This is a genomic window from Nocardia gamkensis NBRC 108242 (assembly GCF_001612985.1).
Taxonomy (GTDB): domain Bacteria; phylum Actinomycetota; class Actinomycetes; order Mycobacteriales; family Mycobacteriaceae; genus Nocardia; species Nocardia gamkensis.
Genome location: NZ_BDBM01000004.1, coordinates 203,613 through 219,022 on the forward strand (window position 1 = coordinate 203,613; position 15,410 = coordinate 219,022).

Annotated in this window: 18 protein-coding genes; 7 read left to right on the forward strand and 11 right to left on the reverse strand. The window is 69.8% G+C overall.

Annotated features, from left to right (window positions below; all coding sequences use genetic code 11):
- The first annotated feature begins 166 nt into the window (after nucleotides 1–166).
- Nucleotides 167–397 carry a TetR-like C-terminal domain-containing protein gene (locus NG1_RS38070; protein WP_062968109.1) on the forward strand — a complete coding sequence of 77 codons (231 nt, stop codon included), beginning with the start codon at nucleotides 167–169 and terminating at the stop codon, nucleotides 395–397.
- Here NG1_RS38070 and NG1_RS04100 read toward each other — a convergent pair.
- The 3 genes from NG1_RS04100 to NG1_RS04110 all read right to left on the reverse strand — a co-directional run bounded on the left by NG1_RS04100 (nucleotide 378) and on the right by NG1_RS04110 (nucleotide 4,140).
- Nucleotides 378–1,712, reverse strand: a complete 1,335-nt coding sequence (locus NG1_RS04100; RefSeq protein WP_062968111.1) for a tetratricopeptide repeat protein — start codon at nucleotides 1,710–1,712, stop codon at nucleotides 378–380. The two genes, NG1_RS38070 and NG1_RS04100, sit on opposite strands and share 20 nt — an antisense overlap.
- A gap of 111 nt (nucleotides 1,713–1,823) precedes the next feature.
- Complete coding sequence (locus NG1_RS04105; RefSeq protein WP_062968113.1) at nucleotides 1,824–3,014, reverse strand: AI-2E family transporter; 1,191 nt, start codon at nucleotides 3,012–3,014, stop codon at nucleotides 1,824–1,826.
- Nucleotides 3,015–3,087: 73 nt separating this feature from the next.
- On the reverse strand, nucleotides 3,088–4,140 hold the full coding sequence (locus tag NG1_RS04110) for an NAD(P)-dependent alcohol dehydrogenase (RefSeq protein WP_062968115.1): 1,053 nt from the start codon (nucleotides 4,138–4,140) through the stop codon (nucleotides 3,088–3,090).
- A 151-nt stretch (nucleotides 4,141–4,291) separates the two neighbouring features.
- On the opposite strand from NG1_RS04110, the gene NG1_RS04115 reads away from it, so the two are divergent.
- Nucleotides 4,292–5,416: a S1C family serine protease gene (locus NG1_RS04115; protein WP_062968117.1), complete on the forward strand. Its 1,125-nt coding sequence runs from the start codon at nucleotides 4,292–4,294 to the stop codon at nucleotides 5,414–5,416.
- 6 nt (nucleotides 5,417–5,422) lie between these two features.
- Here NG1_RS04115 and NG1_RS04120 read toward each other — a convergent pair whose 3' ends face one another.
- The 3 genes from NG1_RS04120 to NG1_RS04130 form a co-directional block, all read right to left on the reverse strand.
- Complete coding sequence (locus NG1_RS04120; protein WP_062968119.1) at nucleotides 5,423–5,989, reverse strand: vitamin K epoxide reductase family protein; 567 nt, start codon at nucleotides 5,987–5,989, stop codon at nucleotides 5,423–5,425.
- A complete protein-coding gene (locus tag NG1_RS04125) occupies nucleotides 5,986–6,765 on the reverse strand; it encodes a DsbA family protein (RefSeq protein WP_062968120.1) in 780 nt (259 codons plus the stop codon). The genes NG1_RS04120 and NG1_RS04125 overlap by 4 nt, the downstream gene beginning before the upstream one ends.
- A gap of 154 nt (nucleotides 6,766–6,919) precedes the next feature.
- Nucleotides 6,920–7,495, reverse strand: coding sequence for a TetR-like C-terminal domain-containing protein (locus tag NG1_RS04130; RefSeq protein WP_062968122.1), 576 nt, complete (start codon nucleotides 7,493–7,495; stop codon nucleotides 6,920–6,922).
- A gap of 93 nt (nucleotides 7,496–7,588) precedes the next feature.
- On the opposite strand from NG1_RS04130, the gene NG1_RS04135 reads away from it, so the two are divergent.
- Complete coding sequence (locus NG1_RS04135) at nucleotides 7,589–8,926, forward strand: carboxylesterase family protein (RefSeq protein WP_062968124.1); 1,338 nt, start codon at nucleotides 7,589–7,591, stop codon at nucleotides 8,924–8,926.
- A gap of 47 nt (nucleotides 8,927–8,973) precedes the next feature.
- Nucleotides 8,974–9,837 carry an LLM class flavin-dependent oxidoreductase gene (locus NG1_RS04140; protein WP_062968126.1) on the forward strand — a complete coding sequence of 288 codons (864 nt, stop codon included), beginning with the start codon at nucleotides 8,974–8,976 and terminating at the stop codon, nucleotides 9,835–9,837.
- 20 nt (nucleotides 9,838–9,857) lie between these two features.
- Here NG1_RS04140 and NG1_RS04145 read toward each other — a convergent pair whose 3' ends face one another.
- Genes NG1_RS04145 through NG1_RS04160 form a run of 4 tightly spaced genes read right to left on the reverse strand, consistent with a single transcriptional unit; the run spans nucleotide 9,858 to nucleotide 12,556 of the window.
- Complete coding sequence (locus tag NG1_RS04145; protein ID WP_062968128.1) at nucleotides 9,858–10,703, reverse strand: polyphosphate kinase 2 family protein; 846 nt, start codon at nucleotides 10,701–10,703, stop codon at nucleotides 9,858–9,860.
- A gap of 34 nt (nucleotides 10,704–10,737) precedes the next feature.
- On the reverse strand, nucleotides 10,738–11,463 hold the full coding sequence (locus NG1_RS04150) for an ESX secretion-associated protein EspG (protein WP_062968130.1): 726 nt from the start codon (nucleotides 11,461–11,463) through the stop codon (nucleotides 10,738–10,740).
- The gene (locus tag NG1_RS04155) at nucleotides 11,460–12,122 is read right to left on the reverse strand and encodes a hypothetical protein (RefSeq protein WP_062968132.1); all 663 of its coding nucleotides are present in this window, start codon (nucleotides 12,120–12,122) and stop codon (nucleotides 11,460–11,462) included. The genes NG1_RS04150 and NG1_RS04155 overlap by 4 nt, the downstream gene beginning before the upstream one ends.
- Nucleotides 12,123–12,163: 41 nt before the next feature.
- Complete coding sequence (locus NG1_RS04160; RefSeq protein WP_040870502.1) at nucleotides 12,164–12,556, reverse strand: hypothetical protein; 393 nt, start codon at nucleotides 12,554–12,556, stop codon at nucleotides 12,164–12,166.
- A 181-nt stretch (nucleotides 12,557–12,737) separates the two neighbouring features.
- Between NG1_RS04160 and NG1_RS04165 the strand changes: the two genes are divergently transcribed.
- From NG1_RS04165 to NG1_RS04175, 3 genes are all read left to right on the forward strand, one after another.
- Entirely contained in the window at nucleotides 12,738–13,484 is a 747-nt protein-coding gene (locus tag NG1_RS04165) for a GntR family transcriptional regulator (RefSeq protein ID WP_062968134.1), read from the forward strand.
- A gap of 61 nt (nucleotides 13,485–13,545) precedes the next feature.
- Nucleotides 13,546–13,737 (forward strand): hypothetical protein, encoded by a 192-nt coding sequence (locus NG1_RS04170; protein ID WP_062968136.1) that lies wholly within the window; start codon nucleotides 13,546–13,548, stop codon nucleotides 13,735–13,737.
- Nucleotides 13,738–13,863: 126 nt separating this feature from the next.
- Nucleotides 13,864–14,754 carry an SDR family oxidoreductase gene (locus tag NG1_RS04175; RefSeq protein ID WP_062968138.1) on the forward strand — a complete coding sequence of 297 codons (891 nt, stop codon included), beginning with the start codon at nucleotides 13,864–13,866 and terminating at the stop codon, nucleotides 14,752–14,754.
- A 41-nt stretch (nucleotides 14,755–14,795) separates the two neighbouring features.
- Here the strand turns inward: NG1_RS04175 and NG1_RS04180 are convergent, their stop codons facing one another.
- Nucleotides 14,796–15,407: a class I SAM-dependent methyltransferase gene (locus tag NG1_RS04180; RefSeq protein ID WP_210750303.1), complete on the reverse strand. Its 612-nt coding sequence runs from the start codon at nucleotides 15,405–15,407 to the stop codon at nucleotides 14,796–14,798.
- Between the last annotated feature and the right edge of the window lie 3 nt (nucleotides 15,408–15,410).

Below are 15,410 nucleotides of genomic sequence, written 5' to 3' on the forward strand. Positions count from 1 at the left end.
GTCGACGTGGTGGCCGGGCTGCTCGGCCTGCAACCGACTCCGGACACCGGCGACCTCCGCGCCGACCTGACCCGCGCCATACGCGATCTCGTCATCGCACTGCGCGACACCTCGCTGCACCGGGTGCTGCCCGCGCTGGTCGCGGACCTGGCGGGCGACGAGCGGGTTGCGCGCCCACTTCCTGGCCACCGTCTTCGAACCGCGCCGACAAACCACGGCGACGGCCCTGCGCTCGGCCATCGCGCGCGGCGAAGTGGATCCGGGCATAGATGTGGATTTCGTGCTGGACTCGGTTGCCGCGCCGATCTACTTCCGCGCGTTGTTCGGACACCTGCCGCTGACGGACGAACTCGCCGAACAGTCGGTCGCCGCGGTGCTCAGCGCGATCGCCCGCTGACGGCGGGCAGCGCGCTCAACGTGGCGAGCAGGTCGGTGGCGGCGTCGGCCACCGCGTCGGCCTCGGCGACGGCCAGCGCGGCCGCCGTGGCGGCCCGCACGCGTGGCAGCAGTGCCAAGCAGTCCGCGGCCGCGGCGCGGTCGGCCGGAGTGAGATCGGCGTCGTCCTCGGCGGCGGATTGCCATGCCGCGGTGGCGATCACCTCGTGCAGCCAGTTGAGCAGTTCCACCCGCAGCGGTTGCGGCTCGCGCAGCCAGGCGCGGGCGTAGGTCACCTCGGTGCGCTCGTGCAGCAGGGCGCCGAGCACGACTTCGGCGGCGGGCGCGGTGACGGAGTAGATCGACCCTTGATGCAGGACGGCGGAGAACAGGAAGACGACCCCGCGCACCTGGTCGTCGACATCCGTGCCGATCAGATCGGCGAGCATGGCCGCAGCGTCGCCCGCGGACCCGTGGGCGTGCGCCAGCGCCGCCCAGTCCGTCTCGCGCAGCACGGTCGCGGCGCGCTCGTGGTAGGTCGGAGCGAGCGCGCCCGCCGCCCGGGTGCGGGCTTCGGCATCCGCCGAATCCAGCGCACGCTGGAACGCCGCCAGCGCCACGTCCGGTTCGCCGAGCCGCTCGCTGAACACCCCGACCTCGAAGCTGGCCCGCGCGGCGACCGCGGGATCGTCCGATTCGGCCATGGACCGGCTGATTTCCCTGGCTCCCGCCCAATCGCCCGCCTCGTCGAGATGCTGCACCAGATCGCCCGCGACGATGAGCGCCTGATCCCCGGGCCAGCCGTCGATCACGGAGCGGTAGGCGGCTTTCACGCCGGCGAGGTCGTCCTCGGTGCGCAGGAGGTAGGCCAGGTTGGACAGCGCCAGCCGGGCGATATCGCCGGGTCCGGCGTCGATGGCGTGCTGGTAGGCCGTGCGCGCCGCGTCAGAGTCGCCGCGCTTGGCCCGCGAGTAGCCGAGATTGATCCAGGCCCGTGGTGCGGCGTCGGCATGGCCGGACGCGGCGGCGCGCTCGTACATCGCTTCGGCCGCCGCGATATCGCCGCGTTCGGCCAGCAGCAGGCCGAGATTGTAGGCCGCGCGCGGCGCCGCGTCTTCGTGGCCGGAGTCGACCGCCACGTGGTAGGCGCCTTCCGCGGCCGGCTTGTCACCCGACGCGCTGAGCAGCCCGCCCAGCTCCGCGGCGGCCAGCGGCGCCCAGTTCGGATGACCGGAGGCGATCGCGATCTGGAACGCCTCGCGCGCGGCCGCCAGGTCGTTGCGCCTGCGGTGCATCTTGCCGAGGTCGAAGGCGAGGTCCGGCGGCCTCTTCAGCATTGTTCCCATCCAGCCTCGGCACCGAGTGGTGCGAATCGTTTCCGAGAAGTTCTACATCGGCGCGCGATCCCTGGCTACCCATGGCGTGGGATACGCCGGTCAGGCGTGGACTCATTCCGCGGGCGGGTTGTGACGGCCCGCCAGGCGGAGGGTCAACTGTCTTGCGAACTTTCGGCGCCGCTTGGGCGGACTCGTGCGCTCGATGTCGGCCTCCACGTCCGTGGGGACGTCGTAGCGGCGGATATAGGCGCCGGCGAACGCCTGCACCGTCGCGGTGACCGGGATGGCCAGCAGTGCGCCGGTCGCGCCGCGCAGCGCCGCGCCCGCCAGCACCGCCCCGAACGCGACGGCCGGGTGCATGTCCAAGGTGGAGGCGGTGACGCGCGGTTGCAGCACGTAGTTCTCGAATTGCTGGTAGAGCACGATGAACCCGAGAATCCACAGCGCGGTGCTCGGGCCGTGCACGAGGCCGACGATCACCGGCAGCGCGCCGGCGAGATAGGTGCCGACCGTGGGGATGAACTGGGAGACCACGCCAACCCACAGCGCGAGGGCGAACGCGGACGGCACGTCGAGTACCCGCAGCATCACGTAGTGCGCCAGCGTCGAGACGAGGGCGAGCAGCCCGCGCGAGAAGATGTAACCGCCGGTCTTCGCCACCGCGATGTCCCACGCGCGCAATATGTGTCGCTGGCGCCGCGGCGGCAGCAGCGAACAGACGGCCGTGCGGATCCTGGGCCCGTCGGCGGCGAAGTAGTAGGTGAACAGCAGAATGCCGAGACCCTGGAAGAGCGCGCCGAGCGCGGCGGTGCCGATGCCCCACACGTTGCCCGCCAACCCGGTGAGGTAGCCCTCCAGGGTCGAGCTCCAGTCGGTGGCGTATTTCTGGATGTCGGTACTGGACAGATCCTGATGGAAGGTGTGGTTGATCCACTCCACGCCCCGGTCGGCGTATTCGGGGGCGTTCTTCACCAAGGTGGTGACCTGCTCGACCAGCAGGGCGCCCAGCGTCCAGAGGAAGCCGAAGACGAGGGCCGCCAGAACGATGAACACCAACCCGGTCGCGGGACCGCGCCGCATGCCGCGCCGTGCCAGCCAGTTCACCGCGGGCTCGATCGCGAAGGCGAGGAACAGCGAGACCAGCAGGACCGTCAGCAGGCCCTGTAGCCGCTCGAGCACCCAGAAGGCCGCCAGCAACCCGGTGATCGTCGCCGCGGCGAGCAGGAACGCGCGCGGCAGCCAAGGCGGCATACCGCGGGCGCCGTCGGCGGGTGGCGTCTCGTCGTCGTCCTGCACAGACACACCGCTAAGGTACCCACGCCGCGACCGGTTCGCGGCCGGACTTCGGGTGGCCGCGCCGGTACGGCGAGCAGGCTCACATGGTCGAAACGTCGATGACGAAGCGGTAGCGCACGTCGCTGGCCACGACCCGGTCGTAGGCGCCGTCGATCTCGTCGGCGGCGATCAGCTCGATCTCGGCGCCGATACCGTGCTCGGCGCAGAAGTTCAGCATCTCCTGGGTCTGCGCGATGCCGCCGATCATCGAGCCCGCCAGCGAGCGGCGGTACCCGGCGAGGCTGAACGGCTTGACGCTCATCGGGTTGTCGGGGAGACCGAGGATCACCAGGGTGCCGTCCAGGTTCAGCAGCCGCAGGTAGTCATCGATCGGCAGGTCCGCCGACACGGTGTTGAGAATCAGGTCGAATCGGCCGCGCAGCTCGCGGAAGGTCTGCTTGTCGCTGGTCGCGTAGTAGGCGCTCGCGCCGAAGAGCTTGCCGTCGTCCTGTTTGCTCAGCGAATGGCTCAGCACGGTCACCTCGGCGCCCATGGCGGCCGCCAGCTTCACCCCGACGTGGCCGAGCCCGCCCATGCCGATGACCGCGACCTTCTTGCCCGGTCCGGCGTTCCAGTGCCGCAGCGGCGAGTACAGCGTGACGCCAGCGCACAGCAGCGGCGCGGCCACATCCAGGCCGATCCCTTCGGGGATGGCGACGACGAAGTTCTCGGTCACCACGATCTGCGTGGCGTAACCGCCGAGGGTGTGCCCGCCGGGCTGCACCGCCGGGTCGACCGTGCTGTTGTAGGTCATGGTCGCGCCCGCGGTGCAGTACTGCTCCTCGTCGGCCAGGCAGGGCGCGCAGACCCCGCAGGAATCGACCATGCAGCCGACGCCGACGCGGTCGCCGACCTTGTGCCTGGTCACCGCGGCCCCGACCGCGGCGACCACACCCGCGATCTCGTGGCCCGGCACGCAGGGGTAGCGGGTTCTGCCCCACTCGTCACGGGCGGTGTGGATGTCGGAGTGGCAGATGCCCGCGAATTCGATGTCGATCAGCACGTCGCGCGGGCCCAGGTCCCTGCGTTGGATCGTGACCTTCTCGAACGAGCCATCAGGGGTGGACAGGGCGTAGGCGGCGGCTGTGCTCATGAGGACATGCCTACCGTCGCATGGGTGCGATTGCCAACTGTGACACGGAAAAGACCCGCTCACGGCATATTTTCCGCCGGATCGATGATCTTCGGCGGCGTTCTCCGGCGACAATGGATTCGGTGAGCGGTTCGGCCGAGGCGGGAGTGCCATGGACGAAGAACGGCAACAGTGGACCGGAGCGCGGCGCACGCCGCGTGGTGGCCGGGTGTTCGTGCTCGTCGTCACCCTCGTGCTCGCGGTCGCCGCGTTCCTCGGATATCGCGGTGAACCGCCCGGTAGCGACCGGCCCGGCCCCGCCGGGACCGCGGCCCCGGTCGCGTTCGCTCCGCCCGAGCCGCTCGACCTCGGGCTCGTCACCGCGGCGGTGCGCCCGGCGCTGGTCAACATCAATGCCTCGACCGAGCGGTCCGGGCCCGGCGCGGCGGGATCAGGCATCGTCCTCACCGCCGACGGCGAGGTGCTCACCAGTCATCACGTGGTCAAGGGCGCCGACACCGTGACCGTCACCGACGTGGGCAACGGCAAGGTCTACGACGCGGAGGTGCTCGGCTACGACGCCGAGGCCGACATCGCGCTGCTCGACCTGGCCGCGGCAACCGAACTGCCCACCGCGACCATCGGCACGTCGGCCGGACTGCGCGTGCGCGAGGAGGTCTTGGCGATCGGCAACGCGGGCGGGACCGGCGGCACGCCGACCGCGGTGCACGGTCCCCTCACCGACCTGGACACCGCGATCGTGGCGGTCAACGCCGCCGATCTGTCGCGCAAAGCGCTCAACGGGATGCTGGAGGTCGCGGCGGCGGTGACGCAGGGACAGTCCGGGGGAGCGCTGGTCGATCGGAAGGCCTCCGTGGTCGGCGTCATCGCGGCGGCGTCGGGCGAGGGAGCGCGGGCGGCCGACCACCCGGCGAACGGCTACGCGGTGCCGATCGACGCCGCGATGCGGGTGGTCGATCAGATCCGCTCCGGCACCCCGACCGACACCGTGCACATCGGACCCACGGCCACTCTCGGCGTGCTGGTCTCCAACGCACTGCCGGTCGGTACCGGAGCCCGGGTGGACGCGGCGCTGTACGGGTTGCCGGCCCATGCCGCCGGTCTGGCCGCCGGTGACGTGATCACCTCGATCGACGACCGCGCCGTCACCAACGCGCAGTCCCTGCGCAGTGCGCTGAACACACACAAGCCCAACGACACCATCCGCTTGGGCATCACCGGCGCGAGTGGCCGGCGCACGGTACCGGTGGCGCTGGTCGCAGGCCCGCCCAACTGATCGGGGTCAGACCAGCGACAGCCAGTAATCCTGGAAGCGCAGGAACACCAGCAGCAGCACGACCGCGAAGAACAGCGCGACGAGCGTCCAGCGCCATTCGGCGAGCACGCCGAGCGGACCACGGGAACGCCCCCACAGCTGATCGGTGCTCACCGCGAGCAGCGGCGTGATGATCGCCCAGACCACCATGCAGTACGGGCACAGCGCGTTGATCCGGTACAGGCTCTCGAAGATCAGCCAGCAGACGAAGGCGAGCCCGAGCAGGTTGCCCAGCCACAGCCCACCCCAGACCCAGCGCGGGAAGCCGACCCCGGCCACCGACAGCGCGGCCAGCGTGACGACGACCGTGAACCCGACGATGCCCATCAAGGGGTTGGGGAACCCGAAGACGGCGGCCTGGTCGGTCACCATCACCGACCCGCAGGACAGGATCGGGTTGATGCTGCACGACGGCGTGTAACCGGGATCGGTGAACAGCTTGAACCGTTCCACGGTCAGCGCCACCGCGGCCAGCCAGCCGGCCAGCCCGCCGATCAACAGGACCCAGGCCGCCCGGGGCCCCGCGGTGATCATCGGCCCGCGGCGGCGCTGATCACGGGTGCGAGAGCGCCGTTACCGAAGATCTCCTGGCTGGACTCGACCTTCTTACCGTCGACGAACACCGAGGGCGTCGACTGGATGCCGCTGTCCAGCACTTCCTTGGTGCGGGCCTGGATGTACTTGTCGTACTTGTGGTCGGTGATGCACTGGGCGACGGCGTCGTCGGTGTAGCCCGCGCTCTTGGCGATCTGGACCAACTGGTCGTCGGACAGACCCGCGCCGCCCTCCGGTGGCTGCTGCGCGAACATCGTCCTCAGCCAAGCCTGGTACTTCGACGGGTCGGCTTCGGCGACGCAGTAGGAGGCGCTGCCCGCGCGCGAGGAGTACCGCGTGGTGGAGGCCTTGTCCAGGAAGGCGATGATGTTGTATTCGACGGCCGCGGTGCCGTTGGCCACCGCGTCCTCGAGCACCTGTCCGTTGGCCGCCTCGAATGCCTTGCAGGCGGGGCACTGGAGGTCGGCGACGACGCGCACGGTGACCTTCGCGTCCGGCTTGCCGATCCGGATGGCGCCGTTGTCGGTGATCGAGGCGGGCACGGGGCCCGCGTTCGTGGTGCCGGTCGCCGCGATGGACGGGGTGGGGCCGGGATCGTCGTTGCGGGCCTTCTTCACCGCGATGCCGATGCCGATCGCCGCGATCAGCGCGACGAGCACGGCGGCGACGGCCACCTGGATCAAGATCTTGCGGTTGCGGTCGGCGCGTTCCGCCGCCAGCAGCGGGTTCGACTTCCCACCCTGGTTTTTGCTCACCGTGCGCTCACCACGCCTTTCGCTCGCCGGACGGTTCCTGCCGCCACGATCGTAGATCCGCAGGCCACCTACCCGCGTGATCGGCCCACAGTGGTCATCATGGTCGGCTTTCCTGAGAGATTCCGAAACGTGCCGCCTACTCCCGGGAATCGCGCTAGCGCGGCGTGATGCCGGCGAGGACGAGATCGACGGCGTCGCGCGCCAGGCCGGCGGGCAGTTCTCCGCCGAGTTGCGTGACGTGCAGATGGATCAGGCCGCCCAGCGTCAGCACGGTCAGCCGGGGGTCCGCCGTCGGTACCGCGTCCCCGCGGGCGATGCCGCGCCGGACGATCTCTTCCGAGGCCGACAGCCGCCGCACCCAGAATTCGCGGCGGATCACATCGACCTCGGGGTCGGCCTCGGTGATCACGCTGCCGCGTATCAGGGCCCGTCCGGATGGCGTCTGCGCGAAACGGATCAGATCGGTCACGAATCGCTCCAGATCGCCGCGCAACGACCCGGTATCCGGAAGCGGGATCTCTTCGGCCACCAGGGACAGCAGGGCGTCCAGGAGCAATCGGGGCAGCGTTTTCCACCGTCGATAGATCGATGTCTCGTGCACGCCCGCGTCCGCGGCGACATCGGCGATCCGCACCGCGCCGATCCCAGCCGCCTCGATGCGGGCCAGTGTCGCGTCGAGCACGGCTTTTCGTAGCCGCGCACCGCGGAGCTGTCCGGGGAAGTCACCCATGCGGCGATTATCGCAAGTCCTCTTGCGTTGCGTCGGTCCGGGCCTTAGCGTGGTGCTATCGCAAGTCTACTTGCGATAGAGAGCGAGAGGGTTATGGAGACTGTCATGGCGCCGTCCGGGCGCTGGCGCGGTGCGGCCCGCGCCGGGGTCGCGGTGTTCCGTGGGATCCCGTACGCCCGGGCCGAGCGATTCCGCGCGCCGGAGCCAGTCGCGGTGTTCGAGGGGGTGTACGACGCCACGCGCCGGTACGCCATCGCGCCGCAGCTGCCCGGACGGCTCGAGTGCGTGATCGGGCGGGCCGGTTCCCTGGCGCAGTCCGAGGACTGTCTGGCGCTCACCGTCACGATGCCCGCGGGCGCCGAACCGGGCAGCTGCCCGGTGCTGGTGTGGCTGCACGGTGGCGCGTATCTCGCGGGCAGCGGGCAATGGAATCTGTACGACGCGGACCGGCTCGTGTGCGAGACCGGCGTGGTGGTGGTGTCGGTGAGTTATCGGCTCGGAGTGCTGGGATATCTCCGCGCGCCGGGCATCTCGGCGGGAAACCTCGGCCTGTGCGACCAGATCGCGGCGCTGCGGTGGGTGCGGGAGCACATCGCCGAATTCGGCGGCGATCCACAGCGCGTCACCGTGGCGGGACAATCGGCGGGCGCGCACTCGGTCGTCGCGCTGCTGGGGATCGAGCCGGCGCGGCGGCTGTTCGCCCAGGCGATCGTGCAGAGCGCGCCCTTCGGCATCGGATTCCAGAGCCACCGGCAGGCCGAGCGAGTCGGCAAAATGTTCCTCGCCGAGCTCGGCGCCGACCCGCTCACCGCGCCGGTGGCCGAACTACTCGCCGCGCAGGGGCGTACGGCTCGCCGGATGGCCGGGCCCGCGGCGTTGAACTCGGCGCCGCCTTTCTTGCCGGTGGCGGATGCGGGCCCGCTGCCCGGCGAGCACACCTGGCGGCAAGCGGTGCGGGATACCGCCGCCGATCTGCCGGTGGTGCTCGGTTGCACGGCGGAGGAGGCGCGAGCGTTCTACGACAACACGCACCCGGTCTTCGGCAGAGTACGGCGGTTGCCGCTGGCGGGCGTCCGCCTTACCTCGGCCGCGCAGCGTCTGATCACTCGAAAGGCGTTCGAGGACGGAATGTTTCGATTCGCCGACGAATTGGCCGATGCCGGGGCCGCCGTCTACTGCTACCGGGTGGGACAGCTCCACCCGGCGAACCCGTACGGCGCCTGTCACTGCATCGACTTACCACTGCTGTTCGCCGATGGCGACACCTGGCACGCCGCACCCATGCTCCTGCCCCTGACGGCGGCGGACGTCGACGCGCTCGGTGTCCGAACCCGGCGGTACTGGGGCGAATTCGCGCGCACCGGGCAGATCGCCGACACCGACTGGACACCGCATCGACCGGGCTCCCGATTCGTCCGGCAACTGCCCTGAGCGGTTCGAGGCCGCCGAGGCCGCGCGCGACAGGTAGGAATAGTGGGATGACTGTTCTCGGTGCTGTGTTCCGCCCGCAAAACCCGCCCGAACTGCTGCGCGAGGCGGCCCGCGTGGCCGAGGCGACGGGCCTGGAGGAATTGTGGTTGTGGGAGGACTGCTTCCTGGAGAGTGGGATCGCCGCCGCCGCGGCCGCGCTCGCCTGGACCGAACGGCTGCGAGTCGGCATCGGGCTGCTACCCGTGCCACTGCGCAACGTCGCGCTCACCGCGATGGAAGCGGCGACGCTGCACCGGCTGTTTCCCGACCGGCTGATACTCGGTGTCGGGCACGGCGTGCAGAGCTGGATGGCGCAGGTCGGCGCGCACGTCGAATCGCCGGTGACCTTGCTGAGCGAACATTTGGCCGCGTTGCGCGCGCTACTGTCCGGTGAGCAGGTCACGGTCTCGGGTCGCTACGTGCGTCTCGACGCCGTCGCACTGGACTGGCCGCCCGAGACGCCGCCGAAGGTCTACGCGGGTGCGCGCGGGCCGCGCTCGATCCGGTTGTCCGGGGAGCACGCCGACGGCACGCTGCTGGATTCGATCGCCGACGCCGACGCCGTCCGCGCCGCACGCACGCTGATCGAGGAGGGGCGCGCGGCGTCCGGGCGCACCGACCGCCACCACGTGGTGGCGAACCTGCTGGCGGTCACCGGCTCGGATGCCGAAGCTCGCTTGGCCGCCGAACGCACCCCCGAGCATGCGCCGGGGGCGGGAGTGGCGGGTGACGCGCACGCGATCGCCGCGGCCGTGACCATGCTGGCCGAAGCGGGCGCGGACACCGTCGTACTCCAGACCACCGCCGACGATCCGGATCCCGCCGCTTACCTCCGGTTCGTCGCCGAGGAAGTCCGGCCCTTGGTCTCCTGAGCACCACGTGCGCGAATGACCTAGGCCTGCGCCAGGCGCCGCTTCTGCTGCTCGACGTCGAACGTCGGCAAGGGCCAGTCCAGTTCGAGCCGTTCCAGGGCCGCGATCAGCAGTTCGGTGACCGCGAGCCGGGAGAACCACTTGCGGTCGGCGGGCACCACGTGCCAGGGCGCGTACTCGGTGGACGTGCGGTCCAGCATCGCCTGGTAGGCCTCCTGATAGGCGGGCCAGTACGCGCGCTCGTCGATGTCGGCCGGGTTGAACTTCCAGAACTTGTCCGCGCGTTCCAGCCGCTCGGCCAGCCGCCTCTTCTGTTCGTCCAGCGAGACGAACATGGCCACCTTCACCAGCGTGATGCCCTCGTCCACCAGTTCCCGCTCGAACGCGTTGATCTCGTCGTAGCGCGGCTCCCACACCGTCGGCGGCACCAGGTTGTGCACCCGCACCACGAGCACGTCCTCGTAGTGCGAGCGATCGAACACGCCGAGCTGACCCGCGCGCGGCAGCGCCTCGCGGATGCGCCACAGATAGTGATGGCGCTGCTCCTCTTGCGTCGGCACGCCGAACGCGGCGTGATCGACGCCCTGTGGGTCGACCGAACCGATGACGTGCCGGACGATGCCACCCTTGCCCGCGGTGTCCATGCCCTGCAAGACGAGCAGCACGCTGCGCCGGTCGCCGGAACGGCCGTTGGCGTACAGCTTCTCCTGGAGATCCGACAGCACCTTGCTGCGTTCGGCGAGCAGTGCGACGCCCGCCTTCTTGCCGCCGGTGAACCCCGGCGTCCCGGAGGTGTCCAGCTCGGCTACTCGCAAGCCGTCGGCCTTCATGGCCTCGGCCGGACACACCGTCCACTGTTCAGGCATAGCCCCACCCTAACCACGCGGTGGTTCGCCCCGGTCACACTTGCGCGAGCCGCAGCAGCTGGGTGGCGAACTCCTCGTCCGACACGGGAGCGAGGGTGAGATCATGCGCGGTGGTGAGCAGATAGCGACCGTCGCCGGTGAAGTCCAGCCAGGTGCGATGGCGGGTGGGCGGGGACATCGGGTTCTCGGGCTCCACCGTGACGGTGATGAAACCGCGTCCGTCCACCGGCTTGCGCAGTGTCTGACGGAATTTCGCCGCGCCGCGATGGCCGTTGGTGACGAACGGCTCGGTGCGGTCGGGGCTGAGCACGGCGTCCTGCGGCTCGCGCATCGGGGCGAGCTTGCCCGGCCGCGCCGAACCGATGATCTGCACCAGGCGTTCGCCTATGGCACGGGCATGGCACATCTGTACGGTCACCCGGTCCGGGGTGGCGACCAGGATGCCCGCGTGATTGTGCACCACCGCGGCGAACGCGAGAATCCGTTCGGTCTCGCTTTCGGTCCCATTGCGCGCGAGGGCGGAGCGTTCGCCGGAGACGGTGATGGTGGTCGCGTCGTTGCGCGCGCAGAGCACCAGCGCGGCGGCCAGGTCGGGCTCGGCCTGCCGGGCGAAGCGCTGCGGCAAACGCAGGGCGTGGTACTCCGATTCGGTCCGCGCCGTGGCCGAGGGGACCATGTTGACCGGGTACGGCCTACGGTCCAAGCTCGTTTCGTTCGTCCAGACATGCGTGAATTCGTCCGGGGTCAGCACCCATTTCACCGTGCGCCGCCTCCGCGGACGGAATTCGGATCGCCGGATGCGTTGTCGGACGCCGAACCTTCGTGCGGCCGGGGGAATCGGGGAACACAGTCGCCGGTGGCCGGCATCGTCGGGGTATAGACGTAGGTCATCGTGTCCCGGACATCTGCCTCGATGTCTGCCGCCGCACTGTCGTGTTCCATCCTACGTTTTCCACCGTAAACCGCTTCGGCGGCCGGGTCCGCCAGCGGCCGATACCGCTGCGGCGGCGCGATCGCGCCCCGGACCGTCTGCGCGGCATCGCTATTCAACTCCATCAGCCGGGCGACCGCCCGGCACACGTCCTGCGCGTCCCCGCCCGCGCGGACGAACTGCCTGGTCGCGCCCACGGCGGCGTCGGCTGCGCGGCCGGACCAGCGCGCGAATTCCCGGTTGGTGGCATCGGAGAAGGCTTGGAACGCGTCGGCCACCGCGGCCGCGTTGGCCTGCCATGCCTCGGCGATCCGGCCGAGCGCCGCCGGGTCGAGCGCTTCGTGCACCAGCTCCCAGATCTGCTGATGGGTGTAGGCGCCGAACAGTTCCCGATCCGGCGCGTAGGCGGGATCGGTCGCCCCGTCGGCGAATCCGGCCAGCTCCTGCCGGATGTCGTCGGCGGCGGCGCGTGCCGCGGAGTCTGCCATCCGTCGTCCCCCTCAGTCGGTCCCGGCGCGCGGGTGCGTGCTCAACTGGGCTCCAGGTATTCGGCGATCAGCCGCAGGGCGGCCTGATTCGCCGCCTCGGCGTCGGCCAGCCGGTTGGCCGCGGCGAGATACGCCGCCTTGAACAGCAGCGCCGTCTCCTGGAACGCCGCCAGCGTGTCGAGGTACTGCCGTCCTTTCGCGGCGAAACCGCGGGACAGGCCGTGCCCGGTGGGCAGGTCGGGAAAGCCGGTCACCTCGGTGACGAGGTGTTCCCCGGCCATCGCACGACGTAGATCGTCGACCAGCTTGTCGCACGCGGCGGCCAGATTCTCCGCGACCGCCGTATCCAGCTCGAACTTCTCGCCCCCGCCCGCGCCCATGGCCGCCGCGTACAGCTCTCGCGCCGTCCCCTGTCCGGTATCGGGTACCGCCACGTGGAAGCCCCCTTCCGCTCGGTCCTGTTCGTACCGCGCTGTACTGGACCCGCACTTTACCGCTCGGTTCAGCGCGGCGGACCGGCTCGGTATGTGCTTGTGCCGAGCACCCGGTACTCGGTTCCGCCGTTGTTACACTGACCAGCGGTCCGAGGGCGGTGTCCGCAGGGGAAGGCGACCGGTGGCCGAAAACGACGACGTAGTCCCGAAATACCTACAGATCTCGGGTCATATCCGTGCGCTGATCGAACGCGGTGAGCTGGCGCCCGGCGCCGAGGTGCCCTCGGAGCGGGAGCTCGCCGCACGCTGGAAGGTGGCCCGGCCCACCGCCGCCAAGGCGCTGAATACGTTGCGCCAGCAGGGGATCGTGCGGTCCCGCCGCGGATCGGGCACCTATGTGGCCGAGCAGCCTGTGCTGCTGCGGGAGAGTGCGCCCCGGTACGGACCGTCTTCGTCCGAGAGCCGGTCGGTGACCGTGCTACGAGCCGGAGTGGTGGAAGGGCCGCGGGCGGCCACCGACCAGCTCCGGCTGCCCGCTCCCAGTTCGGTGATCGTGCGAAAGATGTTGCATGAGGACATGTCCGGATACGCCCGCCTGGTCACCTGCTGGTATCCGGAAGGTTTCGCCGAAACCGCAGCCCTGTTACTCGAATCCGAGCCCGTGCCCGGTGGAGTCACACGGTATCTGGAAGACGCGACCGGACGCGCTCTCACCGTCGTGCGCGAGAGCATCGGCGCCCGGCTGGCCACCGACGACGAACGCCGCCACCTCACGCTTCGGCACCCGGCGGCGGTGCTGGTCGTGCGCCGTCTCGGTCTGGACGCTCATGGCGTTCCGCTCGAGTACCGCGAGACCGTCCACCCGCCCGGCCGGTGGATCATGCCGCACGAGAATTTCACCAGCTCAACGGCCGATTCCCGCCGTTGACACCCCGCTGCCGCAGCTGGCATAGTCCACTTGTCGGAGGTGTCGAAGGGTGGGAGGGGCGATGTCCGATCGGTTGACCGTCGGCGGCTGGGTGATCGTGGGGGAGCAATGCTCGGTCCGCCTGGCCCCGGTACCGCGCGACGACTACCTCGCGTTCGTCTTCGAAAGCAGCGGAACCGAATTCGAATTGGCCCTGGCTCCCGCGATCCTGCACCGCATGGTCGATCTCGGCTCCGGGCCGCCGGTGCCGTGACACGCTGCGGGAGTGGTGAGTTCGTCGCGTACTTCGCGCTCTTGACAACGATTGCGCACGAGCCCGGCGAATGCCAGCTAGCCTCACTCCACAAGATCGTGCATTCTCGGCAGAGGACCATCCGCCATGAACAACCTCCTACCCACGCCCGCGTCCGTTCGTGCGGATTCGACCGGGGATCTGCTCAGGGGCAGGACCGCTCTCGTCACGGGAGCCAGTCGAGGCATCGGCCGGGCGATCGCGATCAGGTTCGCGGCGGAGGGTGCGAACGTCGCGATGATCGCCCGTACCCAAGAGCCACATCCGAAGCTGCCCGGCACGATACACACCGCTGCCGCCGACGTGGCGGCAGCGGGCGGTGACGTACTGCCGCTCGTGGCCGATGTGCGCGATGACAAGGCGCTGGAGGAGGCGGTCGATCGCATCGTCGATCGCTTCGGCGGCATCGACATCCTGGTCAACAACGCCGGATCGGTCGATCTCACCGGCGCCGAGCAGATCGGCATGCAGCGCTACGACCACATGCAATCCGTCAACGTGCGCGCCCCCTTCCTGCTGTCCAAGCTGGCGCTGCCGCACCTGCGTCTCTCGGCACGAGCCGGGCGCAACCCGCACATCCTCACACTTTCCCCACCTCTCAACCTGAGCCCCGCGCACGTCGGCAACGGCGTCGCCTACACCGTCTCGAAATACGGTGTCAGCATCGCCACCATCGGCTTGGCGCACGAATTCCGGTCCCATGGCATCGCCGTGAACTCTCTGTGGCCCCGGACCAAAATCGATACCGCCGCGGTACGCAATCTGCTCGGCGGCGAGGACGCCGTTGCCGCGTCCCGCACTCCCTTGATCTGCGCCGATGCCGCTCTGTTGATCGTGACCAGTCCCGCGTCGACCTACACCGGTCACCTTCTCTTGGACGAGGATGTGCTCGCGTCGCATGGGAGCACCGACCTGGACCGGTATCGGGTCGTACCGGGCGGCGGTGCGCTCGCCGCCGACCTGTTCGTCGACGGGTAGGCACAGCTGAAAAGGCCGAACGCGAACGCTGTCGCGGGCGGCTAAGCGGGTTTCGTCGCGCTGACGTACTGGAGCAGGCGATGGACCCGCTGGTCGATCTCCACCAAGCCCTCTTCGGCGAAGAGGGTCGGGAAAGTCCGCGTGCCGAATACCCGCAGACCGCTCAGACCGCCGACCACGCGGCTCACCTCGCCGATGGGGTTGGGGGCCCGGTGGCTGGTGGTGATCGCGATGCGGCCGCCGGGGGCGAGGACGCGAATCATCTCGCGGGCGGCGACGAGCGGGTCGGGAATGAGGTAGAGCGCGCCGAAACAGCAGACGGCGTCGAAGGTGCCGTCCGCGAACGGGAGTGTGCGCGCGTCGCCGCGCAGATATCCGACGCGCGGTCCGGCGTTGTCGGCGACGGCGCGCGCCAGCATCGGCTCGGAGTAGTCCAAGCCGATCGCGTAACCGTCGCCGGACAGCGCCTCGCTCAGATATCGGGTGAAATTGCCCGGCCCGCAGGCGATGTCGAGCACCTTCTGCGCGCCGCCGAGCCGCAGGGTGGCGACCGCGTCACGCCGGTCCGCCGCGGTCGTCCGCCCGCTGGCGAGATAGAACAGCGTCGGCCGCCAGGCTCGCTCGTACACCGCCGCGAGCGCCGGGGCATTCATCGT